General features: G+C 63.9%; 17 protein-coding genes. 10 read left to right on the top strand and 7 right to left on the bottom strand.

The window, feature by feature from the left end:
- Positions 1-139 precede the first annotated feature (139 nt).
- From IWX85_RS14135 to IWX85_RS14100, 9 genes are all read left to right on the top strand, one after another.
- Entirely contained in the window at positions 140-1342 is a 1203-nt protein-coding gene (locus IWX85_RS14135) for an ABC transporter permease (protein ID WP_196870156.1), read from the top strand.
- 35 nt (positions 1343-1377) lie between these two features.
- Entirely contained in the window at positions 1378-1617 is a 240-nt protein-coding gene (locus tag IWX85_RS14130) for a hypothetical protein (protein WP_196870163.1), read from the top strand.
- 49 nt (positions 1618-1666) lie between these two features.
- Positions 1667-1918, top strand: coding sequence for a hypothetical protein (locus IWX85_RS20990; protein ID WP_370584293.1), 252 nt, complete (start codon positions 1667-1669; stop codon positions 1916-1918).
- 60 nt (positions 1919-1978) lie between these two features.
- A complete protein-coding gene (locus IWX85_RS20985) occupies positions 1979-2257 on the top strand; it encodes a DUF3299 domain-containing protein (RefSeq protein ID WP_370584292.1) in 279 nt (92 codons plus the stop codon).
- Between the two features lie 185 nt (positions 2258-2442).
- A complete protein-coding gene (locus IWX85_RS14120; RefSeq protein ID WP_370584291.1) occupies positions 2443-3738 on the top strand; it encodes a TonB-dependent receptor domain-containing protein in 1296 nt (431 codons plus the stop codon).
- Entirely contained in the window at positions 3686-4333 is a 648-nt protein-coding gene (locus IWX85_RS14115) for a DUF47 domain-containing protein (RefSeq protein ID WP_036809781.1), read from the top strand. The genes IWX85_RS14120 and IWX85_RS14115 overlap by 53 nt, the downstream gene beginning before the upstream one ends.
- A gap of 27 nt (positions 4334-4360) precedes the next feature.
- Positions 4361-5374, top strand: coding sequence for an inorganic phosphate transporter (locus IWX85_RS14110; protein ID WP_036809784.1), 1014 nt, complete (start codon positions 4361-4363; stop codon positions 5372-5374).
- Between the two features lie 105 nt (positions 5375-5479).
- Entirely contained in the window at positions 5480-6106 is a 627-nt protein-coding gene (pssA, locus tag IWX85_RS14105; RefSeq protein ID WP_196870155.1) for a CDP-diacylglycerol--serine O-phosphatidyltransferase, read from the top strand.
- Positions 6107-6312: 206 nt separating this feature from the next.
- Positions 6313-6549, top strand: a complete 237-nt coding sequence (locus tag IWX85_RS14100) for a hypothetical protein (protein ID WP_036809790.1) — start codon at positions 6313-6315, stop codon at positions 6547-6549.
- 64 nt (positions 6550-6613) lie between these two features.
- Here the strand turns inward: IWX85_RS14100 and IWX85_RS14095 are convergent, their stop codons facing one another.
- From IWX85_RS14095 to IWX85_RS14070, 6 genes are all read right to left on the bottom strand, one after another.
- Positions 6614-9190 (bottom strand): ABC transporter permease, encoded by a 2577-nt coding sequence (locus IWX85_RS14095; protein WP_196870154.1) that lies wholly within the window; start codon positions 9188-9190, stop codon positions 6614-6616.
- Between the two features lie 77 nt (positions 9191-9267).
- Positions 9268-9450: a hypothetical protein gene (locus tag IWX85_RS14090; protein WP_196870153.1), complete on the bottom strand. Its 183-nt coding sequence runs from the start codon at positions 9448-9450 to the stop codon at positions 9268-9270.
- Positions 9450-11672: an ATP-binding protein gene (locus IWX85_RS14085; RefSeq protein WP_196870152.1), complete on the bottom strand. Its 2223-nt coding sequence runs from the start codon at positions 11670-11672 to the stop codon at positions 9450-9452. The genes IWX85_RS14090 and IWX85_RS14085 overlap by 1 nt, the downstream gene beginning before the upstream one ends.
- A 159-nt stretch (positions 11673-11831) precedes the next feature.
- Positions 11832-12479 carry an ABC transporter ATP-binding protein gene (locus IWX85_RS14080; RefSeq protein WP_196870151.1) on the bottom strand — a complete coding sequence of 216 codons (648 nt, stop codon included), beginning with the start codon at positions 12477-12479 and terminating at the stop codon, positions 11832-11834.
- On the bottom strand, positions 12470-13504 hold the full coding sequence (miaA, locus tag IWX85_RS14075) for a tRNA (adenosine(37)-N6)-dimethylallyltransferase MiaA (RefSeq protein WP_196870150.1): 1035 nt from the start codon (positions 13502-13504) through the stop codon (positions 12470-12472). The genes IWX85_RS14080 and miaA overlap by 10 nt, the downstream gene beginning before the upstream one ends.
- A gap of 199 nt (positions 13505-13703) precedes the next feature.
- Complete coding sequence (locus IWX85_RS14070; protein ID WP_196870149.1) at positions 13704-14609, bottom strand: alpha/beta hydrolase; 906 nt, start codon at positions 14607-14609, stop codon at positions 13704-13706.
- Between the two features lie 225 nt (positions 14610-14834).
- Between IWX85_RS14070 and IWX85_RS14065 the strand changes: the two genes are divergently transcribed.
- On the top strand, positions 14835-15287 hold the full coding sequence (locus tag IWX85_RS14065) for a DUF3429 domain-containing protein (protein WP_196870148.1): 453 nt from the start codon (positions 14835-14837) through the stop codon (positions 15285-15287).
- 293 nt (positions 15288-15580) lie between these two features.
- Here IWX85_RS14065 and mutL read toward each other — a convergent pair whose 3' ends face one another.
- Positions 15581-17515, bottom strand: a complete 1935-nt coding sequence (gene mutL / locus IWX85_RS14060) for a DNA mismatch repair endonuclease MutL (protein ID WP_196870147.1) — start codon at positions 17513-17515, stop codon at positions 15581-15583.
- Positions 17516-17520 lie beyond the last annotated feature (5 nt).

The following is a 17520-nucleotide window of genomic DNA, read 5'->3' as shown; positions in this document are numbered from 1 at the left end:
ATGCCTGGGATTTCGCACTCCTCACGAGGTGTTTCATGCCATCGAGATGAAACCCCTTACATTAGCTTTTGGTGCATTTTGTAATTGAATCTGCGTGTCAAAAAGGCCTTCAGCGCCTACGCATCGGGCGCAAGCAGCTATGAAAACAATAGCATTGTCATGGCACTACCTGTGGTCCAGGCCGCTTGCGGCAGCGCTCAATGTGCTGCTGCTCAGCCTTGGGCTGGCCTCGATCACGTTTTTGCTGGGGGTCAGCCACCAGATCAACCAGGCCTTTGAGCGCGACCTGGCCGGCATCGACGTGGTGGTGGGCGCCAAGGGCAGCCCGATGCAGCTTATTTTGTCGGGCGTGTTCCAGCTCGATGTGCCGACCGGCAATATCCCGCTGACAGCCCTCAAAGGGCTGCAGGCGCATCCGCAGGTGGCGCAGGTCATTCCCATCAGCATGGGCGACAGCTTTCGCGGCTTTCGCATCGTCGGCACCACGCTTGACTACCTGCGTCATTACGACGCTCAACTGGCGCAGGGCGTGCTGTGGAAATCGTCGATGCAGGCGGTGCTGGGCGCGCGCGTGGCCCAGCAAAGCGGGCTCAAAGTCGGCGACACCTTCACCGGCACGCACGGTCTGGCCGCTGGCGGGCATGCGCACGGCCAGAGTCCATACACCGTCACCGGCATTCTTGCGCCCAACGGGTCGGTGCTGGACCGGCTGGTGCTCACGCCCCTGGAGTCGGTCTGGCAGGTGCATGAAACCGACACCGCGCTGGACGACGAAGACCGCAAGGTGATGGAGGACGAGCGTGAGGTGACGCTGGCGCTGATCCAGTACAAAACGCCGCTGGCGGCGGTGACGTTTCCGCGCTTCATCAACACCACCACCGACCTGCAGGCCGCCGCACCGGCGCTGGAAATCACGCGTTTGCTCAGCCTGGTGGGCGTGGGTATCGACGTGCTGCGGGCGCTGGCCGGTGTGTTGCTGCTGACGGCGGGCCTGAGTGTTTTCATCGCGCTGTGGAGCGCCGTGCGCGAGCGCCGGGCCGACCTGGCGCTGCTGCGCATGCTGGGTGCGCCGCCGCACAAGGTGGCCGGCCTGCTGCTGTGCGAGGCGCTGTGGCTGGCCGTGCTGGCGACTGTCCTCGGTGTGCTGGCGGGCCAGGGCTTGACGGCGCTGCTCGGCTGGGCGCTGCAGCTTGAAAAATCAGTGCTGATCGGCACGCTGTCGTGGCCGGTCGAACTGATCAGCGTGCCGGTGCTGGCCCTGGGCGTGGCGGTGGCGTCCGCGCTGCTGCCCGCCTGGGAGGCCTACCGGGTCAGTGTGTTCGAACTTCTCCAGTCAAGGTAAAACGTCTCATGAAAAGCTTCAATTTTTTTAAAAATATGCTGCTGGTGCCCGCTGTGATTGCACTAAGCGCTACGTTTTCAGTAGCGTTGGCGCAGCACAGCGACAAGGAAACCAGGGAAGACATCCAGCGCCACCGGGCCATGGCCGCAGCCCATGAAAATGCCGCCAAATGCCTGGAATCGGGCAAAAAAGACGAGATTTGCGAAAAACAATTGCAGGCCGCCTGCAAGGGGCTGGCCATCGGCAAATACTGCGGCATGAAACACGTTCACTGAGCCGTGCAACGGCGGGCAAGTGATGCTTCTGAAATTTCTGGAACCCAGCATGAACAACCCTTTTTCCATTGAGCGTTCGAGCCGTCTGAGGGCGATCAGCCTGGGCGCAGCGTGTGGCCTGATGCTGGCAAGCATGGGCGTTCCCGCGCAAACGCCACCTTCTCCCCCGACGGCCAGCGCGCCCAAACCCGCAGTGCCATCAGCGCCCGGTCTGGGGGTGCCGGCGGGGCGGGGCGCTGGCGTGCATGGCGCCAACAGTCCTTTTGCGCCGTTCTCGGCCCGCGATGACGTGCTGCCCTAGTCGGTGCTGACGGACGTCAAGACCAAGACTGAAAAAAACCGGATTGTTCCGGTATTCACCATGAAGCAGCTGGCCCTGAACCAGAAAATCCAGCGTATCCAGGGTTTCATGATGCCGCTGGAGCCGGGTGCCACGCAGCGGCATTTCTTGCTGTCGTCGGTGCCGCTGACCTGCGGGTTCTGCATGCCGGGCGGGCCGGAAAGCATGGTGGAAGTCAAGAGCAAAACGCCGGTCAAATACAGCATGGAGCCGGTCGTGGTCGAAGGCCACTTCCGGGTGCTCGTTGACGACGCTTTCGGCATGTACTACCGCATCACCGACGCGACTGGCGTCAAGTGAGCATTCGGGCATGAATTCATGAGCTTGGTGCCGCTGCGCGCGCCGGTCTGTTCGGTGGCCTGGGCAACGGCCTGCTTTTTGGCCTGCCTGCTGCTGCTCGCGCAGACGCTGGGCCTGATGCATGGCGTGGTGCCTCCCCGTGCCCGGTCGGTCCCCTTTGTTCGGGCAACAGCGTTCAGCGCGCCGTGCGGGCGCTTGGCACGGCGGCTGCGCTGCAAGAAATCACCATCACCGGCAATCCGCTGGGCGCTACTGATCTGATAGCGCCTGCCGCCTGGTACTCGAGCGCAGAACTGCTGTTGCGCTCCAAAACCACGCTGGGAGAAACACTTGATGGCGTGCCGGGCGTGAGCAGCACCTATTTCGGGCCCAACGCCAGCCGGCCCATCATTCGCGGCCTGGACGGCGACCGAATCCGCATTCTTGGCAATGGCGGTGCGACGCTCGATGCCTCCAGCCTGAGCCATGACCATGCGGTGACCGCCGACCCGGGCACGGTGTTCAAGAACAAAGGCAGCGACTTCCGGCTGGAGGCGCGCCATGCCCGTCTCGGCGGTCTGGAGGGCGTGGTCGGTTTTCAGGCTGAAAACAACCGTTTCTCGGCCGACGGCGCCGAGGCCTTCGCTCCTTACAGCCGGACTTCCCAGAAAGCTGTTTTTGCCTGTGAAGAGTACAGGGCAAGCTGGGGCAAGCTGAGCTTTGGCGGACGGCTGGAATCGGTCAAGGTCGAGTCTTTGGGCAACCCGCTGGTGGCGCGCTTTGCGCCTGCGACGCGGGACTTCACGCCGCACAGCTATGCACTGGGCGCCTTGTGGAACACCGCGCCCGGCTGGCAGGTCACGACCAACCTGGCCTGCACCGAACGGGCGCCGAAAGACTACGGGCTTTTCGCCCAGGGGCCGCACATCGCCACCCATGCCTGGGAAAACGGCAACAGCGCGCTGGGCAAGGAAAAATCCACCAGCCTGGATGTCGGCACCAGCTGGACATCCGGGGCCAACAGCTTGGCCGTCAACGCCTATATGCACCGGTTCAAGAACTACATCGGGCTGCTGGGAACGGGCAATGCCTACGGCCAGGAAAGCGGGGGTTTCCAGCCTGCTCTGGTATGCCCGGGTGAACAACCTGACGGACCCGCTGGCTTACAGCGCGACGTCGGTCCTGACGACCACCGCCTGTTCCAAAGCGCCCTTGCCGGGTCGCAGCCTGAAGCGGGGGCTGCAGCTGGCTTTTTAAGCGCACAGTTCAGGCCGAAACGCCTGAACCCACCCGGCCGAATGAGGCGCGGGGAAAACAGCAACTGGCCAACTGTTCATGCCCTGGGGGCAATCCCTTCAAGCGCTGCCCGTGTTGGCACAGAGGTCGCGGTTAAACTCCCGGCAGTCACAAATCCGTCATATTTCGGACTTGATTTTTTGAGGGTATTCCATGCTGTTCAGCAAGTTGTTGCCGCGCGAAGGCAATTTTTTCGAGATGTTTGACCAGCATGCCAACCGGATTGTCGAAGCTGCCCATGCTTTTTCCAAGATGGTGGCCAATTACAGCGATGTGGACAAACGCAACCTGCACCACCGCGAAGTCGACGAGGCCGAGCGCGCCGCCGACCGCATCACGCATGAAGTCAGCCGCGTCCTGCACAAGACCTTCATCACGCCCATCGACCGGGACCAGATCCACCAGCTGATCAACACGCTGGACGACGTGGCCGACCTGATCCAGGATTCGGCCGAAACCATGGCGCTTTACGACGTGCGCCACATGACCGACGACATCGTGCGCCTGACCGACCTGAGCGTCAAATGCTGCGAACGCCTGAAGGACGCGGTGGGCCTGATCGGCAAGGTGCGCGATGCCGCCACCGCCGAAGCCGCGCTCAAGACCTGCGCGGAAATCGACCAGCTCGAATCCGATGCCGACCATGTGATGCGCTCGGCCATGAGCCGGCTGTTTCGCGAGGAGCCCGATGTGCGCGAACTCATCAAGCTCAAGGCGGTGTACGAACTGCTGGAAACCATCACCGACCGGTGCGAGGACGCGGCCAACCTGATCGAGGGCATCGTCCTCGAAAACTCCTGATTCCCGGCGACTGAACCCGACCTTCTCATGCAAACTGCACAGACCGCCCTCTGGGTCGTGGCCCTGCTTGTCTTCATGGCCATCGCCTTTGACTTCATGAACGGCTTTCACGACGCTGCCAATTCCATTGCCACGGTGGTGTCCACCGGCGTTCTCAAGCCCGGCCATGCCGTCATGTTTGCCGCCGCCTTCAATTTGCTGGCGCTGTTCGTCTTCCATCTCAGCGTGGCCGCCACGGTCGGGAAGGGGATTGTGCAAATCGGCGTGGTGGACACGCACGTCGTCTTCGGGGCGCTGATGGGGGCCATCACCTGGAACCTGGTGACCTGGTATTACGGCATTCCCAGCAGCTCGTCGCACGCGCTGATTGGCGGCATCGTGGGCGCAGTGATGGCCAAAGCCGGCACGGGTGCGCTGATTTCGGGTGGCCTCGTCAAGACGGTGGCGTTTATCTTCATTTCGCCGCTGCTGGGTTTTTTGCTGGGCTCGCTGATGATGGTGGCCGTGTCCTGGATATGCCTGCGCGCCACGCCGTCCAAGGTGGACCGCTGGTTCCGCCGCCTCCAGCTCGTTTCGGCCGGCGCCTACAGCCTGGGCCACGGCGGCAACGATGCGCAAAAGACCATCGGCATCATCTGGATGCTCTTGATTGCCACCGGCTATACCTCGGCCAGCGACGCGATGCCCCCGACCTGGACGATTGTGGTGTGCTACACGGCGATTGCCGCCGGCACCCTGTTTGGCGGCTGGCGCATCGTCAAGACCATGGGCCAGAAAATCACCAAGCTCAGGCCGGTGGGCGGTTTCTGCGCTGAAACCGGCGGCGCCATCACGCTGTTCCTGGCCACCATGCTGGGCATCCCGGTCTCCACCACGCACACCATCACCGGCGCCATCGTCGGTGTCGGCTCGACGCGGCGCGCCTCGGCCGTGCGCTGGGGCGTGGCCGGCCGCATCGTCTGGGCCTGGGTCCTGACGATTCCGGCCTCGGCCTGCGTGGCCGCCATGGCCTACTGGGGCAGCCTGCTGATTTTTGAATGAGCCAAGCGGCCGGGCCGGGTTGCGACAGTTAAAACGCCATGTGCATCTATGAACCCGTCCTGATGGACGATTTCATTTTTAAAAAACTCAGGTACGCTTTCTTCCATGAACCTGCCAAAAATAAACAAGCCTTTCGCCATGATCCGGGAATTCCACCTGGCCGACTGGTTCACGCTGGCCAATGCCATCTGCGGCATCGGGGCCTTGTTTTCCATGATGACCTACCTCCAGGTGAACGACGTCAGGCACGTCTACTTTGCCTGCTGGCTGGTCGTGGCCGCGCTGATTTTCGATGTGCTGGACGGACGCATTGCTAGATGGCGGCAGAAAACCTCGGCCATGGGCCGGGAACTCGACTCGCTGGCCGACATCATTTCCTTCGGCGTCGCACCGGCCGTGATCGCCTACGGCTGCGGCATGCAGGGGCTCTACGACCGCATCATCCTGGCCGGTTTCGTCGCCTGCGGCGTGTCCCGGCTGGCACGCTACAACGTCACCGCCGAGTCGCTGACGGGCGACGGCGGCAAGGTGAAGTATTTCGAGGGAACGCCCATCCCGACCTCGCTGGCACTCGTCATGATGATGCTGGTCGCCGCCTGGCAAGGTGCGCTGCAGGACTCGCTGTGGTTCGGGAAAGTGATGTTCGGCGGTTTCACGCTGCATCCGCTGGTGCTGCTGTTCGCGCTGTCTGGCTCGCTGATGGTCAGCCGCATCCGCTTTCCCAAGCTTTGACGCCCGGCTCCAGGCGCTTTTGCCCGCCTGCCGGAGCCCATTTCTGCGCCCAACCCCGAGCGGCTTTTTCTTGGCTGAAGCGTTTCACCTGACCTCCAGCACGTAAAACAGGGTGCGACGCCCGTGGGTATGTCCAGAAAAAAACGTGCTGAATTGACTTGCTACTATTTGTGGTCAACATTTTTTGACGCCGACTGGAGACTCACATGAAACGCATCATTGCCGCCATGGCCCTGGCAAGCTCATCACTGGTTTTTGCCAACAGCTGCCCCATGCACATGAAAGAGATTGACACCAAGCTTTCAAGCAACCCTGCGGTCGCAGCCGCCGACATGGCAAAGGTCAAAAAGCTTCGCGCTGACGGCGAAGCCTTCCACAAGGCGGGCAAGCATGCCGAATCCGAGAAGGCCTTGGGAGAAGCCAAGAAACTTCTCGGCATCTGAATTTTCAGACCGGGACAGGCGCCTGACCGGCCTGGAGATGCGCAAGCTGCTCAGGCCAGCGCCATCACCAGTCTTCCTTGACTGCCAGCACCGCATCCCGGCCCGCCGCTGACCGCCCGGCCAGCCAGGCGGTCAGCGTGCCCGCCGCCACCACGGCGGCGCACAGCAACAACAGCCGAGCCCACGGCACCTGCAAGTCCATGGTCCAGTGAAAGCTTTGCGGGTTGACGACAAACACCAGCACGGTGGACACCGCCAGGCCGAGCGCCAAGCCCGCAAATGCGCCAATCACCGTCCAGGCTGCGCCTTCGCCAGCCACCACGGTCAGGATTTGCCGGCGTGTCAAGCCCAGGTGAACCAGCAGGCCAAACTCCTTGCGCCGCGCCAGCACCTGCGCACTGAAGCTGGCCGCCACGCCAAACAGGCCAATCGCAATCGCCACGCCCTGCAGCCAGTAGGTCACGGCAAAGCTGCGGTCAAAAATCTTCAGCGACGTGGTGCGAATCTGGCTGACCGAGGCCATTTCCAGCAGTGCGCCGCCGCCGGGTGACTGGGCATCGGCCAGCTGGCGTATGGCCTGTTGCACGTCGGTATCCGGCACGTTGCCGTTCAACCACAGCGCCACGTCATTGACGCGCCGGTCGCCGCTCAGGCGCTCGAAGTCACGCTGCGGCATGGCAATCGCGCCAAACTGCCGGGCATAGTCGCGCCACACGCCAGCCACGTAGAATTTTTGATTTGCTATTGAATCAATAGCTGCTTGCGACCGTCCAGACTGCGCCAGAGCACTAAAAGACTGTGAAAGTGGCAAGAATACGGTGCCCGGCCGGGCGCCGTACAGGTCAACCATCGCCTCGCTGACATAAATGCCGATCTGTCCGTCTGGAACCGGCAGCGCCGCGCCGACCATCGGCAGCGACGTGGCCGGGTCGTCGATGGGCCGGGAAATCAGCGTGACGGCGGGTTGGCCGGCGTCCAGCAGCAAGGGCGTCGAGCGCAGCGTGCTGACGCGCGCCACGCCGGGCAGACCGCCGAGCGACTCGACAAACCCGGGTGAAAAGTAAGCCGCGTCGCTGGCCGACGTGCTCAGCGTGGTGCGCACATACAGGTCGGCCGGCAGCACCACGTCGAGCCAGTGCGTCACGGAGTCGCGAAAGCTCGCCACCATGACCGTCAGCGCCACCGCCAGACTGAGCGACGCCACCACGCCGCTGACGGCCACTGCCGCGCTTTCGCGCACCCGGCGCGCGCGCTCTACGGCCAGCAGCGGCAGCAAGCGGTGCGCCACCCACGGGCTGAGCCGGTCGTACAGCAGCGTGATCAGCCAGGGCAGCGCCGTGATGCCGCCGACCAGCAACAACCCGACCGAAAAATAGGCCGCCAGCGGAATGCCGAATACCGGCGGCATCAAGGCCAGCAGGCCGCCCGCCGCCAGCAAAAGAAGGCTCAGCCAGTGGCCGGAGCCGCCACCGGGCGCCAGGCCCAGTCCCTTCAATGTTTGCGCCGGCGGCAGCTTTTGCGCGGCCCGTGCCGGCCACCAGCCGCCCACGCCCGCCGCCACCACGCCGAGCGCGCCGTAGGTCAGCGCCGCGCCGCTGCTCCACTGCAGCGCCGGCGCGACGCCTGAAAAGTAGCCGCCGCCCAGGTCGCCGCCCAGCAGCCGCAGGGCCAGCGCCGCCAGCCCGGTGCCCAGCGCAATGCCGGCCACACTGCCCACCACGCCCAGCGCCAGTGATTCGACGAGCACAATTTGCAGGCGCTCGCGCCCGGTCAGCCCGAGCACGCCGAGCAGCGCAAACTGCTGCGCCCGCTTGGCCACGCTGAGCGACAGCACTGAAAAAACCAGAAAGGCGCCGGTGAACAGCGCCACCAGCGCCAGCACCGTGAGGTTGACGCGGTAGGCGCGCGACAGGTTGCTGACCCGTTCGGCGGCATCGCCGGGCGCGCTGGCCGTGATGCCGGCCGGCAGCTGCAGCGATTCGGCAAAGCGGCGCATGTCAGCGCCGGCGGTCAGCCGCACGTCAATGCGCGACAGCTGGCCAGCCCGGCCAAACAGGTCTTGCGCAGCGCCAATGTCCATCACCGCCAGCGGCCCGCCGCCCGCGTTCACACTGCCCGCGACTAGCACGCTGCGCAGCTGAAGGCCGTCTTGCAGCTGCAACTGGTTGCTGGCAAAGACCTGGCGCGCCGCTGGATTGAGAAACACCGTGGCCGGCAAAAACAGCGCCAGCCGCTCTGCATCTTTGAACGGCACCGGCATCAGCGCGGGCGCAACGGACGCCACGGCCAGCGCATCGACACCGATGATGCGCAGCGCCTGCCGCCGGGTGCTGTCGCTTTTGTCATCCAGCCCGTAGCTGGTGATTTCCAGCACCGGACTGGCCATGGCCACTTGCGGGTGGTTGGCGACGCGCGCGTACAGGCTTTCGTCAAAGCTGCCCTGCACCGCCCGCAATTCCAGGTCGGGCTGGCCATTGACGGCCCGCACCGCCTGCGAGAACTCGCTGAGCGCTGAATTGTTGATAAGGTGCACCGAAAACGCCAGTGCCACGCCCAGCATCACGGCCAGGACGGCCGCGGCATTGCGCCACGGATGGTGAATGAGTTCCCGCCACGAAAAACTGGTCAAAAGTGCGCGCATGAAGGGATTGTGCCGCGCGACTTCATTGGGCCGCCTGCGCCCGCAAGGCGCGTCCTGCGGAAGGATAAATTCCAGCGTTAATCGCGGACCAGTTCTACGGCTGTTTTCACCAAGCCCACTCCAAATATCGCCACGGTCAAGGCCGCTGCAGGCGCTGCAACCACACTGAACAAAATACGGCCTGACGACATGATGAAATCTTTGGGGATGAAGGAAATTTTGGAAATCCGGCTGCCTGCTGGCTCTTTTTTGGGCGGCATTACTTCAAGCTCGCGGCGATTGTTGACACCAGTGCGTTGAGCGTGGTCAACGCTGCGGGTTTGGCCAGATGATGGTCGAAGCCGGCGGTTTGGGACCTGGCCTTTTCCTTGCTGCCATTCCAGCCTGTCAAGGCAACCAGAACGGTCTGCGTCAGCCCTTCCATTTTGCGCAGGGCTTGCGCGGTTTCGTAGCCATTCATGCCGGGCATGTCAATGTCGAGAAAAACCACGTCGGGCTTGAACTTGCCGGCGGTTTTCAGCGCCTGCTGTCCATCGTGCGCCACCTGGGTCGTGTGGCCCTGGATTTCCAGCAGGGCTGCCAGCGTGGTGGCTGCGTCGGCATGGTCGTCCACCACCAGGATGCGCAGCGCCCGGGCTGGCGCCTGGTCGGGTAGGCTTGGCTGCGGCATGTGCAATTCATCGGATAAGGCCTTCAGGGCGTTGCTGGCCAGCGGCAAACGCACGGTAAACGTGCTGCCCTGACCCAGGCCGTCGCTCACCCCTTCAACAGTGCCGCCGTGCAGTTCCACCAGACGGCGCACCAGGGCCAGCCCGATGCCCAGCCCGCCTTGTGCCCCATTCAGGTTTTGCTCGACCTGCTGGTACAGCTCAAACATCGTGGCCAGCGACGCTTCGGCCATGCCGACGCCGTTGTCGCTCACCCATAAGACCGCTTCATTGCCTTCCTGGTGTGCCGTAATTTCGATGCGGCCGCCAACCGGCGTGTACTTGGCCGCGTTGTTCAGCAGATTCACCACCACCTGGGTCATGCGTGCCGGGTCGGCCTCAATCTCCACGCATGCATCGGGCATCTGAACGATCAGCGCATGGCGCCCGGCTTCCATCAGCGGCAGGCTGGTTTCAATCGCACACGAGACGATGCTTTTCAGTGCCACCCGCTGTTTGCGGAGTTTCACCTGGCCGCCGTTGATGCGTGCCACATCCATCAGGTCGTCGATCAGGTGCGTCATCTGGCTGACCTGCCGATCCATCATGTCCAGCACCTTTTCTTTGCCTTCCGGGCTGCTGCCGCCCAGGCGCAACAGGCCCAGGCCACTTCTGATCGGTGCCAGTGGATGCCTGAGTTCATGGGCCAGCGTCGCCATGAATTCGGTTTTGCAGCGGTCGGCTTCGGCCAGCTCCGTGGCCAGCTGGCGCAGCGCTGTGTCGGATTGCCGCCGGCTGGTGATGTCCCTGAACAAGACGGCCACCTTCAGGCTGCCGGGGCTACCGAATGGGCTGGCATAAACCTCGAACCAGCGATTCACGGACTTGACTTCATGGTCAAACCGTACCGGCTTGCCCGTCAGCACCACCCGGCCGCAGGCGTTTGCCCAGAAATTGTCGTGTTCGGGGAAAAGCATGCGCGCTGTTTTGCGCTGGACGCCGGCAATGCCGGTTTGCTGCTCGAACATGGCGTTCATTTCCACGAACCAGTAGTCAATCGGCGCACCGGCCGGGTCGAACCGCATTTCAATGACGCAAAACGCCTGGTCCATCGATTCGAACAGGCTGCGGTAGCGTTCCTTGCAGCTGCGCAAGGCTTGCAGGCCGTCATGGGCGACCTGCAACTCGTCAAGAAGGCGCTGACGCTCGGCCTGCTGGCACCGGCTTTCGGTGAGATCGGAAAACCGGACGACTCCCCCGGCCGGCTTGCCGTTGGCCGTCAGGGGCGACATCGAACAGGCCACCGGGACCGGCGTGCCATTCTTGCGCCAGAAGGTGTCTTCACTCAATGGCCCGGCCATTTTTTCGGGCGGTACTGCCGTTGTCTGGTCCCTGGCCGGCCAAAAGCCTGAAGCATCGGCTGGGCGGTGATGGATGAGTTTAGACAGTGGCTGGCCAACCAGTTCACTGGCTTCATACCCCAGCAGGGCCGCGCCGGCGGCGTTCATGAAGGTGCAGCAACCGGCGGCGTTGATGCCGTAAATACCTTCCAGGGATGACGCCAGCAGCAGTGACAACAGCGCACGGCTGTCATCCGGCGTGCTGCCCTCTGCCTGAATTTGACCGGCGGGCTGCTGCCGGACGGGCACGGTGCGGAAAAGCCGGCTGAAATCATCCAGCGGCTCGGAAGCGATGTGGGCGGCTGATATCGTTTCGTCCACAAGGAAATAGCTGCTATATCGGCGCGAACCCCAGGAATGGTCTGTCGCCAAGCGGCTCATGCTGGCGATCAGAGAAGCGGGGCGCTGGGGCTGAGGGGCGATGTTAAGGGGCATTTTCGACTCCGGTTGGCGCGGTAGAAGCAAGGATTGCGGTGATTTTTACACCGCAGTAACACTAGCTTACAAACTTTGCCTGACAACTGGTGTCGCTGGTCAAAAAATAGAAAAATAGTTCGGCTTTTTGTCAGAGCGCTGCAACGCCTGGCCCGGCAGTCAGGGCCGGATGCCGTCGGCGCTCAGCTGCAGCACCCGGTCAGCGCGTGCGGCGGCGGCTTGTGAATGCGTCACCAGCACCATGGACGCGCCATGTTCGCGGGTTTGCGCCACCAGCGCATCCATCACCCTGGCGGCGGTGGTCGGGTCCAGGTTGCCGGTGGGCTCGTCGGCGAGCAGCAGGCCGGGGCGGTGGATCAGCGCCCGGGCAATCGCCACGCGCTGCAGCTGCCCGCCGCTCAGTTGCTGCGGCAGGCGCCGGCCCAGGCCGCCCAGGCCGACGGCTTCGAGCAGCGCCTCGACGCGCGTGTCGTCGGGCGCGCCGAGCAGCAGCAGCGGCAGTGCCACGTTTTGCGCCACGTCCAGATGCGGCAGCACATGAAAGGCCTGGAACACAAAGCCGACCTGTCGGCGGCGCAGCAGGGCGCGCTGGTCATCGTTCATGGTGCCCAGGTCGGCGCCGTTCAGCACGACCGTGCCTTCGTCCCAGCTGTCCAGCCCCGCCATGCAGTTGAGCAGCGTGGACTTGCCCACGCCCGACTCCCCGACGATGGCGACGAATTCGCCCGGCGCCACGTCGAGCGAGACGTTGCTGAAGACGGCGGCATCGCCATAGTGCTTGCCCAGCTGGCTGATTTTCAGGCGCATGAAAAGTTGTCCCTGTGTGCCTTGACGCGTTCCAGCACCTGTTGCATCGCCGTCGGGTCGTCGCAGGCCACCACCTCGCGCTGCGGCATGGAACGCAGCCAGGTGATCTGCCGCTTGGCCAGCTGGCGCGTGGCAAAAATGCCCTTGTCGCGCAAGGCGTTGAAGTCTTTTTCGGAAAAATTGTCGCCCAGCCCGTCGGCCTGCAGCGCAGCCAGCGCTTCCCACGCCTGGCGGTAACCGACGCAGCGCATGGACGGCAAGTCAGGCATTAAATCTCCCCGGGCGCGCAAGGCCTTGACTTCATCGATGAAGCCGGCGGCCAGCATCGTGTCAAAGCGTTGGGCAATACGCTCGTGCAGCCAGGCACGATCTGCTGGTTCAAGAGAAATAAGGGTGTTTGCGCATACTGGACGTGCGCTGTCAGCTATATTTTTGCTAGCGTTTCGCTGGTGGAAAAACGACAGTGGCTGGCCGGTCAGGCGGAACACTTCCAGCGCCCGCGAAATGCGCTGCGAATCATGCGGTGCCAGGCGCGCGGCCGTGACCGGATCGACCCGCGCCAGTTGCTGGTGCAGCGCCGGCCAGCCTTGGGCGCTGGCTTCAAGCAGCAATGCCGCGCGCACCGCCGGGTCGGCCTTGGGCATGTCGTCGAGCCCGTCAAACAGCGCCTTGAAATACAGCATGGTGCCGCCCACCAATAGCGGCAGCTTGCCGCGCGCGCTGATGTCTTCGATCAGCCGCTGCGCGTCCTGCACGAATTCGGCTGCGCTGTAGGCTTGCAGCGGGTCGCGAATGTCGATCAGGTGGTGCGGCACGGCGGCCAGTTCGCGGGCAGCAGGCTTGGCGGTGCCGATGTCCATGCCCCGGTAAACCAGGGCTGAATCGACGCTGATGATCTCGACCGGGTACTGCCGGGCGATGGCCAGCGCGGCGGCGGTTTTGCCAGACGCCGTAGGGCCGGCCAGGCCAATGCAAAAAGTGTGGGGGTTTGGCGCGCTGCGCGCCAAGGCAAAAGAAACAGGCATGCGCTTGAGGCTACCAGAAACCCCTGCCAGCGCAGGCGCCCTGGTGTCCGGTTTGGAGCTTAGGATGCGGCCAAAAATAATTTCTCTGCGTCATAGACACGAAGGCGGATATCCAGACTCGGTTGAGCGTTTCAGCCGGTGTCGCTGGATTCCCGCCTTCGCGGGAATGCCGGACGGGACGTTATTGATTGCCAGATCCTCAAGGCCGCAACCACTGGGGAGACACCTGGGGCATAACCTGTGCGCCGGTGGGGCTGGCGTTAAACAGCGTGGCCAGCGCCACGCGCAACTGTGCCTGGCCCAGGGAATTGGTGTTGTAGTGCGAACCGCCCTCGACCAGCACGAAGGCCTTGGGTTGCTGCGCCGCTTCATACAGTTTGCGGCCCAGCGCCGGCTGGATCAGCTGGTCATCGGAGCCATGCACCACCAGCAGCGGCGCGCCCAGGCGGCTGACCTTGTCCACCGAGTCGAAGGGCTGGGTGATCAGCAGGCGCAGCGGCAGCCAGCCCCATTGCATGGTGCCGACCACATCGGCAATCGAGGTGAAGGTGCCCTCGACAATGGTGCCAGCCTCGTTGTCCACCCGCGCCGCCAGTTCGATGGCGACCGCGCCACCCAGCGAATGGCCGAAAATGTAGCGTGGCTGGCCCGGCTGCCGCTCGCCAAGCCAGTCCCAGGCAGCGCCGGCGTCTTCGGCGGCCATGTGTTCCGAGGGCAGGCCGGGCGAGCTTTTGCCGAAACCCCGGTAGTCGATCGCCAGCACCGAAAACCCCAGCTCCTGCATGCGGCGGATGCGCGGCGCCGAGCCCTCGACATTCCAGCGCGCACCGTGCAGGTACAGCATCAACGGCGCCTTGGCACCGCTCCAGGCCGCCGGTCCGGTGGCGGGCAGCCACAGGCCATGCAGCCTGACCGTCTGGCCGGTGGCGCGGGAGTCAAAGCCGATCCAGACCTCCTGCATGTCCTGAACCTGTTCGGCGCTGTTGCCCCAGCTGCGGTCGCTGGGCTGAAAAATCCAGCCACGCTGTTTTTCGTCGAGGGTTGCGCCGCCGGCCAGAACGACAAATGCCAGCAGCACGGAAAACAGGAATTGCCAATGTTTCATTGGCTGGACTGACCCGCTGGTGGGTAAATAGTTCGCGCCCAAGGGTTTTCACCCGTCATTCAGGAAGCCAGTCATGCGGGCGGTACATGCCCGGTTCAGCCTGTGCCGCCGGTGACATTGCCGTTGGCAGCACCTGCCTGCTTGAAGTGCAGGCCACGGCTGGCCAGCCCTGGCACGCACCGCTGCAAGGCGGTTGCCAGATTGACGCTGATCTACACTTTGGTCATGACAACCAGCCGTTTTCCCGTGCCATCCACCACGGCCCGCGCGTTGGGCCTTGCAGGCCTGCTGCCTTTTGTCGCCGGCGCAGCAGCGCTGGCCATGTTGCAGGTCCCAGGCCTGCAGGCCTGGGCGGGGACGGCGCTGGTAGCCTACGCTGCGTTGATTGCCACGTTTCTCGGCGGCATTCACTGGGGGCTGGCAATGCAGGATGTGCCGCCCGTGAACGTGCGGTTGGGCTGGGGCATTTCGCCCAGCCTGCTGGCGTGGGTGGCCGTGCTGCTCCCGCCCAGCGCCGGCCTTGTGGTGTTGGCCGCATTGCTGGTGGCCTGCTATGTGGTCGATCGCCGGCTTTATGCCAGCGCCGGACTGTCACGCTGGCTTGGCCTGCGTCTGCAACTGACCGCTGTGGCGACAGCCAGTTGCCTGGCCGGGGCTTGGGCGATGCGTCAGCATTGACCCGCTAACCATTCCAGTTTTTGCCATGCCGAAGCAGGACCCCTCAATGCCTGCGGCCTGGTGGAACAGCCCTCGCCTAGCGCCATGTCCGCTGCTGCGCAAGACAACAATGAAATTCGCCATCAATTGAGGAACTGGCCCTGCAATGAACGATTAGGCTAGAGACCGATTTAATGCTTGATAAAGCTTTTTTTGGCCTGCCGAAGGCGTTTGAAGGCTGAAAGCTGGCGACGCAGGTTCCAAATTTAACCTGGAAGTTAAATTTGGATGCTTTCGATCACCGGGTTGCTGCCTCAGCGCCCCCGTAAAAACAATCCGTCCAGTTCCTTGATGCTGACCTGGCGCCACGTCGGCCGGCCGTGGTTGCACTGGTCGGAGCGCTCGGTGGCTTCCATCTGGCGCAGCAGGGCGTTCATTTCGTCGACCGTGAGCCGCCGGTTGGCGCGCACCGCGCCATGGCAGGCCATGGTCCCGAGCAACTCGTGGTGCGCCCGCTCGACCACGGTGCTGGCATCGTGTTGCGCCAGTTCGGCCAGCACGGATCTGGCCAATTCCACCGCATCACCGGCCGCCAGGCTGGTCGGCACGGCCCGCACCGCCAGCGTCTTGGGCGAAAACGGCGTGATTTCCAGGCCCAGCAGGGCCAGTGTGTCGATGCAGGCTTCAGCCGTCGCCACTTCGTGCGGCGTGGAGGCAAATGTCGCGGGAATCAGCAAGGGCTGGCTGGCGATGCGCGCGCTGTCAAACTGGCTTTTCAGCCGTTCGTAGACGATGCGCTCGTGGGCGGCATGCATGTCCACGATGACCAGGCCCTGGGCGTTTTCGGCCAGGATGTAGACGCCCTGCAACTGCGCCAAAGCGCGGCCCAGCGGCCAGTCGCCGTGGGGCAGGGTGTCCTCTGGCGGCAGACCGGACGGCTGGCTTTCCAGCGTGGCGGCCGTGGCGGTGGTTTGTGGCCGGTCAGGCGCAGCGGGTTTGAGCGTGCCGGGCAGCACCGGCCACAGCGCTTCCAAGTCCGAAACGCGGTTTGTCTGGTCTGCTCCGAATTTGATAGCTGGTTGCGCCCACCCCTGCTGCGAAAAAGCCTTATTTGGCTTTACATTGAGCGTCAGCGTCAGCGACGGCTCAGGGGATGCTTCGCTGGACGTGGCGTACGGGCTGGCCGCCCCGGCGCGCGGCGCGGCCAGCGCATCCTGCACGCCATGGCGCACCGCCTGGTGCACTTCACGGCTGTCGCGAAAGCGCACCTCGATCTTGGTCGGGTGCACATTCACGTCGACCCGTGCGGGGTCGATCTCGACATACAGCGCATACACCGGCTGGCGGTGGCCGTGCAGCACGTCCTCGTAGGCGCTGCGGGCGGCATGCATGAGCACCTTGTCGCGCACGAAGCGGCCGTTGACATAGGCAAACTGCTGGTCCGCGCGCGAGCGGGCGGCGTCGGGAATGCCAGCCCGGCCCCAAATGCGCACCACTGGCTGGCCATCCAGCCGGGTGGCACTGCTCTGGTAGCTCACCGCCACCGACTGCGCCACGAAGTCGTCCCCCAGCACATCGGCCAGGCGCTGGGTGTGGGCTTCAAAACCGTCGGTGCCCTTTGGCCCCACGCAGGCGCGCCATTGTTCGACCAGTTTGCCTTCGTGCCAGATGGCAAAGCCCACATCGGGCCGCACCAAGGCATGGCGGCGCACGGCTTCGATGCAGTGCGCCAGTTCGGTGGCATCGGTCTTCAAAAACTTGCGCCGCGCGGGCGTGGCGTAGAACAGCTCGCGCACCTCGACGCTGGTGCCGCGCGCGCGCGGCGCCGGCTTCAACTCGCCAGTGCGGCCGTCCAGTTGCCATGCGTGGTCGGTGTCCAGCGTGCGCGAGATCAGGCTCATGTCGGCAATCGAGTTGATCGCGGCCAGCGCCTCGCCCCGAAAGCCCATGGTGCCGACGGCTTCGAGGTCCTGCAGCGACGCAATCTTGCTGGTCGCATGGCGGCGCAGCGCCACCGGCAGTTCTTCTCTGGCAATGCCCAGGCCGTTGTCTTCGACCACGATCAGCCGCACGCCGCCGGCCGACAGGCGAACGGTGAGTTGCGTTGCGCCGGCGTCCAGCGCGTTGTCGAGCAGCTCGCGCACCACCGAAGCCGGGCGCTCCACCACCTCGCCCGCGGCGATCTGGCTGATCAGTTCATCGGGAAGGTCACGGATGGGGCGGCGCGTGGCCGTGTCTTGAGGCGTCATGAAGC

Source organism: Polaromonas sp. CG_9.11 (genome assembly GCF_015752225.1).
Lineage (GTDB): Bacteria > Pseudomonadota > Gammaproteobacteria > Burkholderiales > Burkholderiaceae_C > Polaromonas.
This window is presented reverse-complemented; position numbering and strand designations above follow the sequence as displayed.

Excerpts from the sequence above, each read along its gene's own strand:
- IWX85_RS14135 (WP_196870156.1), top strand. The coding sequence starts at position 140 with ATGAAAACAATAGCATTGTCATGGCACTACCTGTGGTCCAGGCCGCTT.
- IWX85_RS14130 (WP_196870163.1), top strand. The coding sequence starts at position 1,378 with ATGCTGCTGGTGCCCGCTGTGATTGCACTAAGCGCTACGTTTTCAGTA.
- IWX85_RS20990 (WP_370584293.1), top strand. The coding sequence starts at position 1,667 with ATGAACAACCCTTTTTCCATTGAGCGTTCGAGCCGTCTGAGGGCGATC.
- IWX85_RS20985 (WP_370584292.1), top strand. The coding sequence starts at position 1,979 with ATGAAGCAGCTGGCCCTGAACCAGAAAATCCAGCGTATCCAGGGTTTC.
- IWX85_RS14115 (WP_036809781.1), top strand. The coding sequence starts at position 3,686 with ATGCTGTTCAGCAAGTTGTTGCCGCGCGAAGGCAATTTTTTCGAGATG.
- IWX85_RS14110 (WP_036809784.1), top strand. The coding sequence starts at position 4,361 with ATGCAAACTGCACAGACCGCCCTCTGGGTCGTGGCCCTGCTTGTCTTC.
- pssA (WP_196870155.1), top strand. The coding sequence starts at position 5,480 with ATGAACCTGCCAAAAATAAACAAGCCTTTCGCCATGATCCGGGAATTC.
- IWX85_RS14100 (WP_036809790.1), top strand. The coding sequence starts at position 6,313 with ATGAAACGCATCATTGCCGCCATGGCCCTGGCAAGCTCATCACTGGTT.
- IWX85_RS14095 (WP_196870154.1), bottom strand. The coding sequence starts at position 9,190 with ATGCGCGCACTTTTGACCAGTTTTTCGTGGCGGGAACTCATTCACCAT.
- IWX85_RS14090 (WP_196870153.1), bottom strand. The coding sequence starts at position 9,450 with ATGCCGCCCAAAAAAGAGCCAGCAGGCAGCCGGATTTCCAAAATTTCC.
- IWX85_RS14085 (WP_196870152.1), bottom strand. The coding sequence starts at position 11,672 with ATGCCCCTTAACATCGCCCCTCAGCCCCAGCGCCCCGCTTCTCTGATC.
- IWX85_RS14080 (WP_196870151.1), bottom strand. The coding sequence starts at position 12,479 with ATGCGCCTGAAAATCAGCCAGCTGGGCAAGCACTATGGCGATGCCGCC.
- miaA (WP_196870150.1), bottom strand. The coding sequence starts at position 13,504 with ATGCCTGTTTCTTTTGCCTTGGCGCGCAGCGCGCCAAACCCCCACACT.
- IWX85_RS14070 (WP_196870149.1), bottom strand. The coding sequence starts at position 14,609 with ATGAAACATTGGCAATTCCTGTTTTCCGTGCTGCTGGCATTTGTCGTT.
- IWX85_RS14065 (WP_196870148.1), top strand. The coding sequence starts at position 14,835 with ATGACAACCAGCCGTTTTCCCGTGCCATCCACCACGGCCCGCGCGTTG.
- mutL (WP_196870147.1), bottom strand. The coding sequence starts at position 17,515 with ATGACGCCTCAAGACACGGCCACGCGCCGCCCCATCCGTGACCTTCCC.